The 15464-nt window shown below is 71.3% G+C and carries 15 protein-coding genes; 6 read left to right on the forward strand and 9 right to left on the reverse strand.

All coding sequences use genetic code 11. The annotated features are described in order from the left end of the window. Nucleotides 1-11: 11 nt before the first annotated feature. Nucleotides 12-1421, forward strand: a complete 1410-nt coding sequence (locus ACIBK9_RS32335; RefSeq protein WP_352326154.1) for an NAD-dependent malic enzyme — start codon at nt 12-14, stop codon at nt 1419-1421. A 279-nt stretch (nt 1422-1700) separates the two neighbouring features. On the opposite strand, the gene ACIBK9_RS32340 is transcribed toward ACIBK9_RS32335, so the two are convergent. The 6 genes from ACIBK9_RS32340 to ACIBK9_RS32365 form a co-directional block, all read right to left on the reverse strand. Next, on the reverse strand, nt 1701-2183 hold the full coding sequence (locus ACIBK9_RS32340) for a hypothetical protein (protein ID WP_352326153.1): 483 nt from the start codon (nt 2181-2183) through the stop codon (nt 1701-1703). A 71-nt stretch (nt 2184-2254) separates the two neighbouring features. Continuing rightward, nucleotides 2255-3307, reverse strand: coding sequence for a glycosyltransferase family 4 protein (locus ACIBK9_RS32345; protein ID WP_397162477.1), 1053 nt, complete (start codon nt 3305-3307; stop codon nt 2255-2257). Between the two features lie 178 nt (nt 3308-3485). Beyond that, complete coding sequence (locus ACIBK9_RS32350) at nt 3486-5036, reverse strand: FAD-dependent oxidoreductase (RefSeq protein ID WP_397162478.1); 1551 nt, start codon at nt 5034-5036, stop codon at nt 3486-3488. 14 nt (nt 5037-5050) lie between these two features. Next, entirely contained in the window at nt 5051-6541 is a 1491-nt protein-coding gene (gene glpK / locus ACIBK9_RS32355; protein ID WP_397162479.1) for a glycerol kinase GlpK, read from the reverse strand. A gap of 52 nt (nt 6542-6593) precedes the next feature. After that, entirely contained in the window at nt 6594-7346 is a 753-nt protein-coding gene (locus ACIBK9_RS32360) for an IclR family transcriptional regulator (protein ID WP_352350074.1), read from the reverse strand. Between the two features lie 20 nt (nt 7347-7366). Then, nucleotides 7367-8719, reverse strand: coding sequence for an MFS transporter (locus ACIBK9_RS32365; RefSeq protein WP_397162480.1), 1353 nt, complete (start codon nt 8717-8719; stop codon nt 7367-7369). 103 nt (nt 8720-8822) lie between these two features. Here ACIBK9_RS32365 and ACIBK9_RS32370 point away from each other — a divergent pair, with 103 nt between their 5' ends. Continuing rightward, nucleotides 8823-9443 (forward strand): TetR/AcrR family transcriptional regulator, encoded by a 621-nt coding sequence (locus ACIBK9_RS32370; RefSeq protein WP_358283510.1) that lies wholly within the window; start codon nt 8823-8825, stop codon nt 9441-9443. 117 nt (nt 9444-9560) lie between these two features. On the opposite strand, the gene ACIBK9_RS32375 is transcribed toward ACIBK9_RS32370, so the two are convergent. Next, complete coding sequence (locus ACIBK9_RS32375; protein WP_358283512.1) at nt 9561-10085, reverse strand: hypothetical protein; 525 nt, start codon at nt 10083-10085, stop codon at nt 9561-9563. Nucleotides 10086-10204: 119 nt separating this feature from the next. Here ACIBK9_RS32375 and ACIBK9_RS32380 point away from each other — a divergent pair, with 119 nt between their 5' ends. Continuing rightward, nucleotides 10205-10783 carry a YqgE/AlgH family protein gene (locus tag ACIBK9_RS32380; RefSeq protein ID WP_358283513.1) on the forward strand — a complete coding sequence of 193 codons (579 nt, stop codon included), beginning with the start codon at nt 10205-10207 and terminating at the stop codon, nt 10781-10783. Here the strand turns inward: ACIBK9_RS32380 and ACIBK9_RS32385 are convergent. Beyond that, nucleotides 10780-11409 (reverse strand): TetR family transcriptional regulator, encoded by a 630-nt coding sequence (locus tag ACIBK9_RS32385; protein ID WP_358283515.1) that lies wholly within the window; start codon nt 11407-11409, stop codon nt 10780-10782. The genes ACIBK9_RS32380 and ACIBK9_RS32385 overlap by 4 nt on opposite strands. A 147-nt stretch (nt 11410-11556) precedes the next feature. Here ACIBK9_RS32385 and ACIBK9_RS32390 point away from each other — a divergent pair, with 147 nt between their 5' ends. Then, entirely contained in the window at nt 11557-13155 is a 1599-nt protein-coding gene (locus ACIBK9_RS32390; protein ID WP_397162481.1) for an MFS transporter, read from the forward strand. 93 nt (nt 13156-13248) lie between these two features. On the opposite strand, the gene ACIBK9_RS32395 is transcribed toward ACIBK9_RS32390, so the two are convergent. Next, nucleotides 13249-14655 carry a cellulase family glycosylhydrolase gene (locus ACIBK9_RS32395; protein ID WP_397162482.1) on the reverse strand — a complete coding sequence of 469 codons (1407 nt, stop codon included), beginning with the start codon at nt 14653-14655 and terminating at the stop codon, nt 13249-13251. A 68-nt stretch (nt 14656-14723) separates the two neighbouring features. On the opposite strand from ACIBK9_RS32395, the gene ACIBK9_RS32400 reads away from it, so the two are divergent. Both ACIBK9_RS32400 and ACIBK9_RS32405 read left to right on the forward strand, forming a co-directional pair. After that, the gene (locus tag ACIBK9_RS32400; protein WP_387667931.1) at nt 14724-15209 is read left to right on the forward strand and encodes a hypothetical protein; all 486 of its coding nucleotides are present in this window, start codon (nt 14724-14726) and stop codon (nt 15207-15209) included. Continuing rightward, nucleotides 15206-15463 (forward strand): DUF3039 domain-containing protein, encoded by a 258-nt coding sequence (locus ACIBK9_RS32405; RefSeq protein ID WP_358283521.1) that lies wholly within the window; start codon nt 15206-15208, stop codon nt 15461-15463. The genes ACIBK9_RS32400 and ACIBK9_RS32405 overlap by 4 nt, the downstream gene beginning before the upstream one ends. The last annotated feature ends 1 nt before the right edge of the window (nt 15464 follow it).

Consider the following 15464-nt stretch of genomic DNA (forward strand, 5'->3'; position numbering starts at 1 on the left):
GAGCGATTGACGTGGCGACCGTCCCGAGTGTGTCGTACTCCATAACCGTGCGTCTCGAGGTGCCCGCAGGCGGCAAGGCCGTGAGCCAGCTCACCCACGCCGTAGAGTCGGCCGGAGGCGTGGTGACCGCCCTCGACGTCACCAACGCGGGCCACGAGAAGCTCCGCATCGACGTCACCTGCGCCGCGCGTGACACCGACCACGCGCAGGCCATCGTCGACCAGCTGGAGGCGGTCGAGGGCGTCGTCATCCACAAGGTCTCCGACCGCACGTTCCTCATGCACCTCGGCGGCAAGATCGAGATGAAGTCGAAGGTGCCGCTGCGCAACCGCGACGAGCTGTCCATGGCCTACACCCCGGGCGTGGCGCGCGTGTCGATGGCCATCGCCAGGAACAAGGAGGACGCGCGGCGCCTGACGATCAAGCGCAACTCGGTGGCCGTGGTCACCGACGGGTCGGCGGTGCTGGGCCTGGGCAACATCGGGCCGGAGGCCGCGCTGCCGGTCATGGAGGGCAAGGCGGCCCTGTTCAAGCGGTTCGCGGGCATCGACGCCTGGCCGATCTGCCTCGACACCCAGGACGTCGACGAGATCGTCCGCACGGTGCAGCTGATCGCGCCCGGGTTCGGCGGCATCAACCTGGAGGACATCGGCGCGCCGCGCTGCTTCGAGGTCGAGCGCCGGCTGCGCGAGCTGCTGGACATCCCGGTCTTCCACGACGACCAGCACGGCACGGCGATCTGCGTGCTGGCGGCGCTGACCAACGCGCTGCGCGTGGTGAACAAGTCCATCGAGAACGTCAGGATCACGATGGCCGGCGCCGGCGCGGCCGGGAACGCGGTGCTGCGGCTGCTGCTGGCCGCCGGCGCCCGCAACGTGGTGGTCTGCGACTACCTGGGCGCCGTGCACAAGGGCCGCGACGACCTCGACGACTCGCTGCGCTGGATCGCCGAGCACACCAACGCCGACGGCTACGCGGGCGACCTGCGCGGCGCGGTCAAGGACGCCGACGTGTTCGTGGGCGTGTCCGCGCCCGGCATCCTGACCGGCGACGACATCGCGACGATGGCCAAGGACTCCGTGGTGTTCGCGCTGGCCAACCCCGAGCCCGAGGTCTCGCCCGACGACGCGCGCGAGCACGCCGCCGTGGTGGCGACCGGCCGCTCCGACTACCCCAACCAGATCAACAACGTGCTGGCCTTCCCGGGCGTGTTCCGCGGCCTGCTCGACGCGCAGGCCGGCGGGGTGACGCAGGAGATGCTGCTGGCCGCGGCGGGCGCGCTGGCGGCCGTGGTGACCCCGGAGGAGCTGGGCCCCAACTACATCGTGCCGAGCGTCTTCCACCCCGACGTGGCGACGGCGGTGGCCGCCGCGGTCCGCGAGAGCGCCGGCGGCCGGGCAAGAGGCTTCACCGAGGCGTGATCCCACGGGGGCCGGTCCAGACAGGCTCGGCCCCCGCACCCAGGCGGCCCACAGAGCGCACCGTCACGGCGGCGCGCCGGTGAAGGGTCAGCGGGCGTGACATGGAGGGCCGCCAGCCGGAGTACGGCGGGTGGCTCGACCACGCGAAGCCGTGAAGACGGAAAAGCGTGCAAGGGCCGTGAAGACGGAAAAGCGCGCAAGGGCCGTGAAGACGGAAAAGCGCGCAAGGGCCGTGAAGACGGAAGCATGCAAGGGCCGTGAAGACGGGAAAGCTCTCGCCTACCGGGTGACGGCGGGGATGAGGCGGTAGCTTTCCTGGAAGACCAGGTTGTGGGCGTCGGCGGCGGCGATGGCGCGCAGGGTGGTGAGCTGGCCCGCCGCGTCCGAGTGGTCGAAGACGTTCAGCGGCCAGTCGCCGACCGTGTTGCCGCGCAGGTGCGGGTGGTGGAAGTCGGCGCCGTAGTGGGCCACGATCGCGATCGGCAGGATGTCCTTGTCGCGCTGCTCCGGCCACGTGAGCGACCACATGGCGTTGAGCCCGCCCTCCTGAGACCTGGTGAGCCCGCTGGCCACCACCTGCCCCGTGCCGAGGAGCAGGTCGGCGTTGAACTCGTCCAGCGTCGCCCGCGCCACCGGGTCGAGCAGCTCGACCGCCGTGGCGAACAGGCGTTCCTTGTCCTCCCGCGCGGTGACGCCGCCGTGGACGCCGTCGCGCAGGTCGGTGAAATGCCTGATCAGAGCCTCGTTCATGGCAGTGCGCATGCCTACCCCCTTCCCCCGGGACGGGGGCGACACCCCGTGCGGCGGCGATCCGCCGCACGGGGACGCGCGGGTCAGGCGGCGAACGGCGCCGGACGCCGGTCGCGGATGCTCAGCTCGTAGATCTTCTCGTAGCCCATGGCCATGCCGAGCGCGTCGAAGTTGCGCTTGACGTGCATGCGGCAGTCGGCCGGGTTCAGGCCGCCCGCGGCCTCGACCGCCTCGGCCAGGTCGGCGGGGTCGTCGCAGACGTAGCCGGTGATGCCGTCGACGAGGACCTCGCCCACGGCGCCGCCGCGCAGCGCGACCACCGGGGTGCCGCTCGCCATGGCCTCGATCATGACCATGCCGAACGCCTCCTCCCGGCGGCTGGGGAAGAGCAGGCAGTGGGCGTCGGCCAGCAGCTCGCGCTTGCGCGCTCCGTCGGCCTCGCCGACGTAGACGGCGTCGTCGCCGAGCCGGGGGCGGATGTGGCGGTCGAAGTACTCGTGCTCGGACGGCTCGTTCAACCGGCCGGCGAGCACGATGCGCCGGCCGGCCCGCCGGGCGGCGTCGATGGCCAGGTGGGCGCCCTTGCCGGGGCTGAACCGGCCGAGGAAGAGCGCGTAGTCCTCCTTGCGCTCGCGGAAGGGGAAGCTCTTCAGGTCCACGCCGTTGTGCACGGTGCCCAGCCAGTTGAGGTCGGGGGCCTGCATGCGCTGGAACGTCGAGGTGGACACCAGGCCGACGGAGTCGCCGAGCCGGCGGTAGCGCTCGGCCTGCTCGCCCGAGGCCAGGCCGTGCACGGTCGTCACCGTCGGGATCCGGAGGTTCAGGGCGGTCACCGAGCCGGCCGGGGAGTGGTCGTGGACGACGTCCACGTCCAGGTCCTCCGGCCGGACGTCGGGGACCGCCGCCCTAGGGGCGGGTTCGTCGAGCGGGTGGGAAGGCGGCTCGGTGTAGGCGGCCAGGACGTGCGGGGACGTGCCCGACCGGCCCGCGCCGATCAGGGTGACCTGGTGGCCCAGTCTGAGCAGGGACCGCGCGAGGTCGTCCATCATGACCTTGACACCGCCGTACGAGCGGGGCGGGTTCTCGAACCTCGGGGGAGCCACCATCGCGATGTGCAGCCGGGACTTGGCGGACATGACGTCACCTCCGTAGGGGCGGCAGAAGAGGGTTCGGCCGGTAGGCGGCCCGCCGCCTCGGTGGGAGGCGGCGGATGCGCCATCTCGGATTCCCCCTACGGGCCGCTTCGAACCTGTGAACTGCGGTGACGTTCGTCGCAGCCGCGGCGGCGGGGCGCCGCCGCGGCCCGGGTGACGGTCAGGCGAGGAGCTGCTCGATGCGGGTGCGGACGTCGGGCGTGTCGAGGCCGCGCACGGTGAGCGTGGTACGGCGGCGCACGACGTCGTCGACGGTGGCCGCCCACTCGTGGTCGCGGGCGTAGACGGCCTGGGCCCAGATGTCGGGCCCGTCGGGGTGGATGCGCTCGCCGAGCGAGGGGTCGTCGCGGATGAGCCGGGCCACGTCGAAGGCGATCGTGCCGTAGTGGGTGGCCAGGTTGCGGGCGACCAGCGGGTCCATGCGGGCGCCCGGCTCGCGTTCGGTCCACAGGCGCATGGCGACGGCGTCCGGGCTGGCCAGGCCCGGCAGCGGCACGGCGGGCAGGATGTCGGCCAGGTCGTCGCCGAGCGGCCGGCCCGGCAGGCGGGAGAGGGTCTCCAGGACGTGCCTGCCGATGTGCCGGTAGGTGGTCCACTTGCCGCCCGCGACCGACAACATGCCGCCCGCGCCCCTGGTCACCACGGTCTCCCGCTTGGCGGCCGACACCTGCCCGGGGCCGCCGGGCAGCACGCGCAGCCCGGCGAAGGCGTAGGTGATGTCCTCACGGCGGAGCTGGCAGTCGCGTACGGCGTGACCGGCCTCGTCGAGGATCTGGGCGATGTCGGCGTCGGTGGCGCGCACGTCGGCCGGGTCGCCCTCGTAGGCCTCGTCGGTGGTGCCGAGCAGCAGGTGGTCCTCCCACGGGATGGCGAAGGAGACCCGGTACTTGTCGATCGGCGTGGTGAGCGCGGCCTTCCACGGGTCGTGGCGGCGCATGACCAGGTGGGCGCCCTTGGAGAGCCTGATGCTCGGCGCGGCGTGCGGGTCCTCCATCCGGCGCAGGTGGTCCACCCACGGGCCGGTGGCGTTGAGGACGAGCCGGGCGTCCACCCCGAACTCGGTGCCGTCGAGACGGTCGCGCAGCTCGGCCCCGGTCACGTTGGCGCCCGATTTGCGTAGTCCGACGACCTCGGCGTGGTTGAGCACGACCGCCCCCGCGTCGACGGCCGCGCGCACGGTCATGACGGCGACGCGGCTGTCGTTCATCTGGTGGTCGCCGTAGACGGCGGCGGCGCGCAGACCTTCGCTGCGCAGCGCGGGGACGCGGGTCATGGCCTGGTGCGGCGTGATGACCTTGCCCATGCCGTCGCCGAACACCGACAGCGCGGAGTACAGGAAGACGCCGGCGCCGAGCTTGGCCGCGCCGTGCGGGCCGCCCTTGTAGATCGGCACCAGGAAGCTGAGCGGTTTGACCAGGTGGGGCGCGATGTCGGCGGCCAGGGCACGGCGTTCGCGGTGGTTCTCGGCGACCAGCTTGACGTTGCCGGTCTGCAGGTAGCGCAGGCCGCCGTGGACCAGCTTGGACGACGCGCTGGAGGTGGCCCCGGCGAAGTCGCCCGCCTCGACCATCGCCACCCGCAGCCCCGCCTGCGCGGCCATCCAGGTGACGGAGGTGCCGAGGATGCCGCCGCCGATCACCAGCAGGTCGTACGTGGCGCGGGAGAGCTCGTGCCGGATCTCGGCCCGGTCGGCGCCGATGGCGATGTTCATGACGTGCTCCAGTCCTACTGTTCGACCCAGTCGAGGGTGCGGGCCACGGCCTTCTTCCAATTGCGGTACTCCCGCGCGCGGACCTGTTCGTCGATCTCCGGCCGCCACTCCGAGGCCTTGTGCCAGTTGGCGCGCAGGCTGTCGAGGTCGGGCCAGTAGCCGGTGGCCAGGCCGGCGGCGTACGCGGCGCCGAGCGCGGTGGTCTCGGCGACCATCGGCCTGATCACGGGGACGGCCAGCACGTCGGCCAGCGTCTGCATGAGCAGGTTGTCGGCCGTCATGCCGCCGTCGGCGCGCAGCGTGGTCAGGTCGAGGCCGGAGTCGGCGTTCATCGCGTCGACGACCTCGCGGGTCTGCCAGGCGGTGGCCTCCAGGACGGCCCGCGCGATGTGCCCCTTGGTGACGAACCCGGTCAGCCCGGCGATCACGCCGCGCGCGTCGGAGCGCCAGTGGGGCGCGAACAGCCCCGAGAAGGCCGGGACGAAGTAGCAGCCGCCGTTGTCGTCGACGGTCTTGGCCAGCGTCTCGATCTCGGCGGCGCTGGAGATCAGGCCCAGGTTGTCGCGCAGCCACTGCACGAGCGAGCCGGTGACGGCGATCGCGCCCTCCAGCGCGTACGTGGCCGGTCCGTCGCCGATCTGGTAGCCGACGGTGGTCAGCAGGCCGTGCCGGGAGACGACGGGCTCCTGGCCGGTGTTCATCAGCAGGAAACTGCCCGAGCCGTAGGTGCTCTTGGTCTCGCCGGGCTCGAAGCAGGTCTGGCCGAACAGCGCCGCCTGCTGGTCGCCGAGCGCGGAGGCCACCGGCACGCCGGCCGCGGTGTGGCCGTAGACCTCGGCGGACGGGCGGATCTCCGGCAGCATCGCGCGGGGCACGCCGAGGGCGGCGAGCAGGTCGTCGTCCCAGCTCAGCGTGTGGATGTTCATCAGCATCGTGCGGCTGGCGTTGGTCACGTCGGTCAGGTGGCGGCCGGTCAGGTTCCACAGCAGCCAGCTGTCCATCGTGCCGAACAGCACCTCGCCGCGCTCGGCCCGCTCGCGCAGGTCGTACGCGTCGAGCAGCCAGCGGATCTTCGGCCCGGAGAAGTACGTGGTCAGCGGCAGGCCGGCCTTCTCCTTGAACAGACCCTCGTGCTCGGCGAGCGCGCGGGTGAGCGCGTCGGTCCTGGTGTCCTGCCACACGATCGCGGGGCAGACGGGACGCCCGGTCTCCCGGTCCCACAGGACGGTGGTCTCGCGCTGGTTGGTGATGCCCAGCGCGGCGATGTCGAGCCCCTCGGTGGCCTCGGCCATGACGCTCTGGACCGACTGCCAGATCTCCTCGGCGTCGTGCTCGACCCAGCCCGGCTTGGGGAAGATCTGGCGGTGCTCGCGCTGGGCGACGGTGACGATGTTGCCGGCCTGGTCGAAGACGATGCACCGGCTGGACGTGGTGCCCTGGTCGATGGCTGCGATGTAGTGCGGTCGAGGCACGAGGTTCCTCGCTTGGGAGTCGGGGTTCGACATTGTCGAACGATGTGAGCGATGTTACGTGTTTGCCCCGGTGTTGTTCAACCGGTCATCTGGCCAGATCGCGGGTGATCGCGCGGGCGGCGTCGCGGACGTAGGAGACGTACTCCATGGTCAGGGCGCCGTCGGAGGTCAGCCGTTCGACCGCGCCGCGGATGCCGATGGCGCCCACCACGAGGCCGCGCGGGTCCTTGATCGGGGCGGCGATGGCGACCTCGCCCTCGGTGAGCTCCTCCATCTCGGCCGCCCACCCCCTGGCCCGGACCTGCTCCAGGTCCTCCTCCAGCTTGGCGGCGTCGACCAGCGTCCGGTCGGTGTACGCCGGCAGCGGCGGGGCCGCGAGCGACTCCCCGTACGGGTCGTAGGCGAGCAGCACCTTGCCGAGCGCGCTGGCGTGCGTCGGCAGGTAGGTGCCGACCTGGAGGGTCTGCATGCTGTCGTCCGGGCGGAACACGTGGTGGATCACCAGCACGTGCCCCTCGTGCAGGGTGCCGATCCAGGCGCTCTCCCTGCTCCGCCCGGCCAGGGCGTCGGCCCAGTTGATCGAGCGGGTGCGCAGCTCGTTGACGTCGAGGTAGCTGCTGCCCAGGTGGAGCAGGGTGGCCCCGAGCCGGTACTTGCCGGTCGCGGCGTCCTGCTCGACGAAGCCGACGCGGACCAGCGTGCGCAGGATGCCGTGGAGTGTGCCCTTGGGCAGGCCCAGCGCCCTGGCCAGCTCCGCCACGCCGAGCTGGCGGGGGCCGGATGCGAGCAGCCGCAGGATCGCGGCCGCCCGTTCCACCGATTGAATCGTCTCTCCCACGGCGGCCACCCTAGCGCAGATCAGTTCGACATTGCCGAACGCTTGCGGGAAATCAGTGCTCCGCCGACCGTGAGGGCGGCGTTGACGAGCACCGCCACGATCACCCCCTGGAGCACGGTGCCCATCGCGGCCGTGGCCACGGCGCTCATGACCGGGATGCCCATGGTGATGCCGACCTGCTGCGTCATCGTCGCCAGGCCGGTGGCCAGGCCCTGCTCGGAGTCCGGCAGACCGGACGTGGCCGTCACCATGAACCCGACGATCGCCACCATGTTCCCGATCCCGCCCGCGAAGGTGGCCGCCAGCAGCAGCCAGATCCATCCGGGACCGGTGCCCAGCAGCGCCAGCGACGCCGTCGCGACGGCCTGGAGCCCGAATCCGGCCGCCAGCGCCCGGCCCCTGCCGAGCCGGCCGAGGACCCGGGGCGCGAGCACGCCGCCGAGCACGGTGCCGAGCCCCAGCACCCCGAACGCCAGCCCGGTCGCCAGTGCCGAGTAGCCGAGCACCTTCTGCAGGTAGAGGGTCATCAGGAAGACGAGGGACGTCTCCGTGGCGAAGGCGATCAGCCCGGCCAGGTTGCCCCAGGTGACGTTGGGCCGGGCCAGGATCGGGACGGGCACCAGGGGTGCGGCGGCCCGGCGCTCGACGTACCAGAAGGCGACGAGCAGGGCGGCGCCGGCGGCGAGCGCGCCGAGGCCGAGGGGGTCGGCGAAGCCGTGCTCGCCGGCCCTGGTCAGGCCGAAGACCAGCGCGAGCAGGCCGGCGGTCACGCTCACCGCGCCGGGCAGGTCCATCCCGGGCCGCTCGGCGGGACGGCTCTCCTTCAGCACCACGGGCGCGGCGACGACCACGGCCAGCGCGACGGGCACGTTGACGAAGAACGCCCACCGCCAGCTCAGCAACTCGGTCAGCAGCCCGCCCAGGATCGCGCCCGAGGTGAACCCGGCCGACATCAGCGCGCCGTTCAGGCCGAGCGCCCTGGCCCGCAGCGGCCCCTCGGGGAACGACGTGGTCAGCAGTGCGAGCCCGGCGGGCGTGACGACGGCCGTGGCCAGGCCCTGGGCGACCCGGGCGACCAGCAGCATGCCGGGTGAGACGGCCAGGCCGCCGGCCAGCGAGGAGACCCCCAGCAGCACCATGCCCGCCAGGAACAGCCGGCGCCGCCCGAACAGGTCGGCGATCCTGCCGAAGAGCAACGTGAACCCGGCGGCGGCCAACGCGAACGCCGTGGCCACCCACTGGAGGTCGGACAGCGCGAAGCCGAGACCTGAACCGATCACCGGCAGCGCCACGTTCAGAATGGAGAAGTCCACGGCGAGCATGAACTGGGACCCCAGCAGGAGCACCAGAACCAGCCGCTGCGCGGACGTCATGCGATCGGATCGGGGCCGATCGGCGAGCACGGTCATGCCATCCCCCTAATGGGACACTAGTTCCGTTAAGATGCGGCACGACGATAGCACGAAAGGGGCATTAATGGAACAAGAGTCCCGTTTGGCGGGGACTGTGCGGCCAGGGGGCCGCACCGCGCGCGTGCGCGCGGCCGTGCTGGAGGCCACTCAGGACGAGCTGGTCGAGCACGGTTTCCATGGGCTGACCATGGACCAGGTGGCGGCCAGGGCCGGCGTGGGCAAGACCACGGTCTACCGGCGCTGGGGCAGCAGGGCCGGGCTGGTGACGGACCTGATGACCGAGCTGGCCGAGCAGTCGTCACCGCACGCCGACACGGGATCCATCGAGGGCGACCTGCTGGCCAACGCCGGGGCCGTCGTGGGCGCGGTCACCGACCACCGGCTCGGGGCCACGTTCCAGGCGGTGATCGCGGCGGGCACCTCCGACGCGCAGGCCGTCCAGGCGTTGCGCGCGTTCTATCTGCGGCGCATCGAGGAGTGGGCGAAGGTCGTCGACCTCGCAGTGAAACGGGGTGAATTGCCCGAGGGCACCGACGGCATGGAGGTGATCCGGGCGATCTCCGCGCCGCTCTACTACCGCCTGCTGGTCACCAAGGAGCCGGTGGACCTGGAGGTCGCCCGGGACGCGGCGCTGCGCACGCTGGCCGCGGCGCGGGCGGGCGCGTTCGTCCCGCGGGACGCCTGACGCGGCACGACGGCGCCTCTCGCGCGGGCGGGGTCACGGGCGGGGTCACGGGCGGGGTCACGGGCGGGGTCACGGGCGGGGTCACGGGCGGGGTCACGGGCGGGGTCACGGGCGGGGTCACAAGGGGCCGTCGGGGACCGAACGGGGCCAGACGGAGCCGTACCACCACATGATCCCGCCCATCACCACGAGCCCGGCCGCCGTCGCCAGCTTGCCCCACAGGTCGGACGGCGGCCCGGTGTACGGCAGGCGGCCGTGCCTGCGCTCCCGCCCCCAGGCGCAGTCGTTGCGCACCCGGGTGGAGTCGAGCAGCGTGTCGGGATGGGTGTCGGTGACCGAGAACGCCTCGATCTCGCGGGTGGTGCCCCGGTCGATCCGGACCGTCCTGACCACCTGCTTGCGGGCCGGGATCGAGCCGGTCGCCACGCTCCGCGCGTCCACCCGCAGGTCGAACCGGGCGAGCTGGGGCGTCTGGTTGCGCAGCGTAACCCGTACGGACCCCGAGCCGCACGCGATCCGGTCGGTCGTCATCGTGAACGGATCACCCCGGTCGGGCAGCGGCCACGCCTGCGCGGACGACGGGAGCAGCACGGCCGCGCCCACGGGAAGGGCGGCCAGGACGAGGCGTGTACCGATGCGCATGTGCTCCTCCCGAGCCCCGCAAGCGTGATCTTTGCCACAGATCGTGCCCATAAGCGCACAGAAAGTAACATGACCGAGCCGGGGGAGCGGAAGCCCGTCACAGCCCTCATGATGGAGGTATGGCGGAAGCGATCTACGTCGGCGGTTTGTTGGTGGCGACGCCGCTTCTTGACGACCCCAACTTCCGGCGTAGCGTCGTGCTGATCCTGGAACACGACCACGACGGCGGCACGCTCGGCGTGGTGCTCAACCGGCCCAGCGACATCTCGGTCACGCAGGTGCTGCCGGTCTGGGACCCGCTGGTGACCGGGCCGCCGGTGCTGTTCGAGGGCGGCCCCGTGCAGACCGACAGCGCCCTCGCCCTCGCGGCGGTCCCGAGCGGGGAGGAGCCGCTCGGCTGGCGCAGGCTCCACGCCGGCACCCCGGCCGTCTCCCGCCTGGGCACGGTCGACCTCGACGCGCCCCCCGAGATCCTCCAGGGCGAGATCGCGCAGATGCGGATCTTCGCCGGGTACGCCGGCTGGACCTCCGGCCAGCTGGAGAGCGAGATCGCCGAAGGCGCCTGGTACGTCGTCGACTCCGAGGACGGCGACACCTTCCACGGCGACCCCGGCTCGCTCTGGCGGCACGTGCTGCGGCGCCAGCCGGGCGAGCTGGCCTTCGTGGCGACCTGCCCCGACGACCCCACGATGAACTAGGCCGCCGGGCGGGTGTCCCAGCCGGGCCGCAGCGACGCCTCGGCCAGCGCGACCGCCTCGGAGATGCGCGAGACGATCTCCGGCATGGTGGTCTCCCTGCGGGGGCACTCGAAGCCGATGCGCATGGTGGACATCGCGAACGCCACGATCAGGTACGTCAGCTGATCGTCCTCGGGGGCGACCCCTCTGCGGGCGGCGACGGCCTCGGCCAGCCGGGTCTCCGTCATGGCGCCCCGGGCCACCGACTGTCCCACCAGATGTGGATATTTATCGAAGAGTTGCCGCAGCTTCAGGAACCTCTCGGTGTCCTCCGGCGTTGACCCCTGCATGTCGTCCACCATGGCCCGCAGGCCGTGCATGAGCGACGTGAACGGGGGCTCGTCCGCGGGACGAGCGGCGAACTCCTCCAGCAGGATCTCCTCGCCGTGGTCGTGGAACCACAGAACGAGATGGTCCTTGCTGGTGAAGTAGCGGAAGAAGGTGCGGGGAGAGACTTCGACGACCCCCGCTATCTGCTCGATCGTGGTGGACTCGTATCCTTGTTCGAGGAACAGGTCGAGCGCCGCGTCGAGGAGCGCGAGGCGCGTCTTCTCCTTCTTGCGTTCCCGTAGACCCACAGCGGACACCCCTTCGCCACCTTTCTGTCACAGTGTGCCAGAAGTCATGCGGCGTCTTTTTAAAATCGTTTGTCATAAGTCATCGCCTGACATACCCTACCTGAGGCTTACGAGACCTATGCCGCAGTTGAGCGGTATGTGACTGAGGGGGACCTTATGGCTAACGCGAAGGCGGTCGTCGAACCGTCGTCGCCCGGCCTCGGTAAGACGGGGACAGGTGGCGGAAACCCGTGGCTGGTGCTGTTGGCGGTCAGCCTCGGCGTCATCATGGTGATGCTGGACGGCACGGTGGTGGGCATCGCCAACCCCGTCATCCAGATGGAGTTGAAGGCGTCGCTGTCCGACCTGCAGTGGGTGACCAGCGGTTACCTGCTCGCGCTGGCCGTGTTCCTGATCACGGCGGGCAAGCTCGGCGACCTGTTCGGGCACAAGCGCGTCTTCCTGATCGGCGTGGCCGGCTTCGCTCTGTCCTCGATCGGCATCGGTCTCAGCCAGGAACTGGCCGACATCGTTCCCGGTGTGTCGCCGGTCGGCGCGCTGATCGGCCTGCGGGTGCTGCAGGGCCTCTTCGGCGCCCTGCTCCAGCCGGCCGCCCTGGCCCTGCTGCGTGGCGCCTTCCCCGGTGAGAAGCTGAACCAGGCCATGGGGGCCTGGGGTGCGATCATCGGTCTGTCCAGCGCCGCCGGCCCGATCGTGGGCGGCGTGCTGGTGGAGAAGGTGAGCTGGGAGTCGGTCTTCTTCATCAACGCCCCGGTGGGCATCGTCGCGCTGATCATGGGCATTTTCCTGATCAAGGAGAACCGCGTCCAGACGTTCGCCAGGATCGACTGGCTCGGCGTGCTGCTGCTGTCGGGCGCGATGTTCTCGCTGGTCTGGACGATCATCAAGGCCCCCGAGTGGGGCTGGGGCGACTCGACGACGCTGACCTTCATCGGCGCGTTCGTGGTGCTCATCGCCGCGTTCATCTTCTGGCAGAGCAGGGCCAAGCAGCCGCTGGTGCCGCTGTCGCTGTTCAAGAACGCCTCGATCTCGATCGGCACCCTGCTGATGATGATGGTCGCGTTCGCCATGTTCGGCGCGATGTTCTTCCTGGGCTTCTTCTTCCAGGGCGTGCACGGCCTGACCCCGCTGGAGGCGGGTCTGCGGATGTTGCCGATGAGCGCGGGCATGATCGTCGCCTCGCCGCTGGCCGGCATGGCGATCGGCAAGCTCGGGCCGAAGATCACGATGGCCGCCGGTCTGCTGATCACCGCGTGCTCGATGTTCCTCATGTCGCGTCTCAGCATCGACGCCTCGTTCATCGAGAGCGGCCTGCCGTTCGTGCTGCTGGCCTTCGGCCTCTCGCCGGTGTTCGTCGGCGCGACCGAGATCATCGTGGGCAACGCGCCGGTCGAGCTGAGCGGCGTCGCGGGCGGCGTGCAGCAGTCGGCCATGCAGGTCGGCGGCGCGCTCGGCACCGCGATCCTGGGCGCCGTGATGGCCGGCGAGATCGCCGACACCCTGCCCGGCTACCTCGGCCCGGCGGCGCAGGCGATCCCGCCCGCGCAGCTCCCGCTGCTGGAGAAGGCCGCCGCGTTCGGCGCGGCGCCTCCCGGGCTGCCGCAGGTGGTCACCGACGCCGTGCACCACTCGTTCATGGACGGCATGCACCTCGCCTTCCTGGTCAGCACCGGTGTCGCGGTGCTGACGGCCCTGCTGACGCTGTTCGTCAAGGCCGGGCGGAAGAGCGAGGGCGCGCCGGTCCACATGGGCTGACCGCGTCCCGCCGGAACGGCCCCCGCCTGCGTGGCGGGGGCCGTTCCGCTGTCCGGGGCCGGTTGTGCGGGGGTGGCGGTTGTCCGGGGCCGGTTATGCGGGGGTGACGGTCAGGACGACGCGGCCCGAGGTCTTGGTGGTGACCGTCAGGATGCGCCTGGCGGCGTTCCAGGCGGCGGTGCCGCCGTCCACCCGGGCGCCGTTCGGGAAGCCGCGCTCGGGCAGGTAGATCTCGGTGGGGCCGGTCTCGTTGGCGTCGAAGACCACCTGGAGGCGGTTCTCGCCGTAGGTCACGCTGATCGGGACGCCGCCGATCGCCCTCGGGTAGGCCCTGACGTACGCGCCCGGCAACGCGGTGGCCTTCCCCTTCACGTCGTACGGCCCCCAGGCGTCGGCGTCCCGCGACCAGTAGGCCATGCCGGTGCCCACCTCGTCGCTCAGCCCCTGGACCTTCCGCACCAGGTCGGACGCGCCGGGCCGGGTCATGTCCAGCCCGAACTCGCCCAGCAGGACCGGCGCCCCCATGCGCTCGGCCGTCCGCGCGATGTTCTCGCGCCACCAGCCCAGCGTGCGGTCGGTCCACTCCTTGGAGCCGGCGGCGTAGTCGTCCCCGAGGTCCAGCGGCAGCGGGTAGACGTGCGGGGCGAAGGCGATGCGCGGCGGCCCGCCGCGCGGGTCGTCGAAGCGCGGCAGCGACGACGGCAGCCCCCAGTTGACGCCCACGGCCTGCGGCTCCAGGAAGATCCAGCTGTCCTGGTCGACCGCCCTGATCCGGTCGATGCTCTTGCGGTAGAGGGTGGCCAGGGGGCCGGTCTCGAACGCCGCGCCCTGGACCGAGCCGCCCCACGGCTCGTTCATCAGGTCGTACCCGAGAACGCCCGGCACGTCCTTGAAGCGGGCCGCGACCGCCGCCCACGCCTTGGCGTAGTGGTCCATCAGCTCGGGGTGCTCGCCGGTGGTGTTCCAGAAGTGGTCGAAGGCCCGGATGACGCCGGGTTCCAGGTAGTACATCTCCCAGGTGAAGTGGTCGGTGGCCACCGGCAGGCCGTCGGTGTGGGTGGCCCAGCCGGGCGCGCCGTTGCCGGCGACGCCGGTGGGGGTGATGCCGTTGCCCCACAGGTCCTGGTGCATGTCGAGCATGACCTGGTAGCCGCGGTCGGAGTACCACCGCACCCGCTCAGCCACCTTGTCCAGATATTTCGTGTCATAGGTGCCGGGGGAGGGCTCCACGGCCCGCCACTGGATGAGGAACCGCACGAAGTTGGTGCCCATGTCCCGGTACTCGCGGTCGATGTCGTCCGGGGTCAGCTCGGGCAGGGCGTCGGGGGCGCCCTTGGCGCTGCCCGCCGTGTTGAAGCCGTGCAGGATCAGCGCCCGTCCCCGGTCGTCGGTGACATAGCGGGGCGTGGACGGGGGAGCGTCCCTGGTCGCGGCGGCGACGGCGCCTCCGGCCAGCAGGACGAGCACGGCTGTCGTCGCGAGCAACCTGGCACGCTTCATCTGATCTCCGCGGATGCCGGGAAATGGGGTCTTCCATCAGAATCATGGACGCGGCTAGCCTGCCGAACATGAGCCTTGTTCGCAATAGCCTGCCGGCGATCGTCGCCTTCTTGATCGTCCTGGGGTTCGGTCTGTTCGGCGCGGCCCTGGTCACGAGGGTCGGCTACCTGGCCGTGCCGTCCGCGGTCGGGGCCCCGTACGCGCTGCCGGGCCTGCGCGTCGTCCCCCTCGGCGAGACGACGTGGCTGCTCACGCTCGCCGACACGGTCCTGGCGCTCGCCCTGGTCGGCGCGCTGGCGGCCACGCGCGGCGGCTTCTGGCGCACCTGGGGCAGGTTCCTGGCCGCCGCGGTCGTGGTGAACCTGCTGCGCGCGGCCCTGCTCGCCACGGTCGCGCAGGCCGGGATCGGCGCCTATCTGGGCTATCTCGGCGGCGGCCTGGCCGTGGGGCTGATCTGGGGAATCGTGCTCGGCTGGCTCCCCGGGCTCGCCGCGCTGCCACGCCGGCGCGGTACGCGGGACCGCTCGCCGGCGGGCATAAACTCGATGGGGTGAGCACGAAGATCCTCCCAGAGCAGGAGACCACGCCGCGCACCTCTCACGGTGACGGCGACCACGAGCGCTTCGCCCACTACGCGGACAAGCACAAGATCACCGAGAGCATGGTGACGGGCACACCCATCCGCGCCCTGTGCGGCAAGGTCTGGGTGCCCAGCCGGGACCCGAAGAAATACCCGGTCTGCCCCGAGTGCAAGGAGATCTACGAAGGTCTTCCGTCGGGCGGCGGGGGTGACGACAAGAAGCAGTGAG

Origin of the sequence: Nonomuraea sp. NPDC050227, from assembly GCF_044459705.1 — a bacterium.
GTDB lineage: Bacteria > Actinomycetota > Actinomycetes > Streptosporangiales > Streptosporangiaceae > Nonomuraea.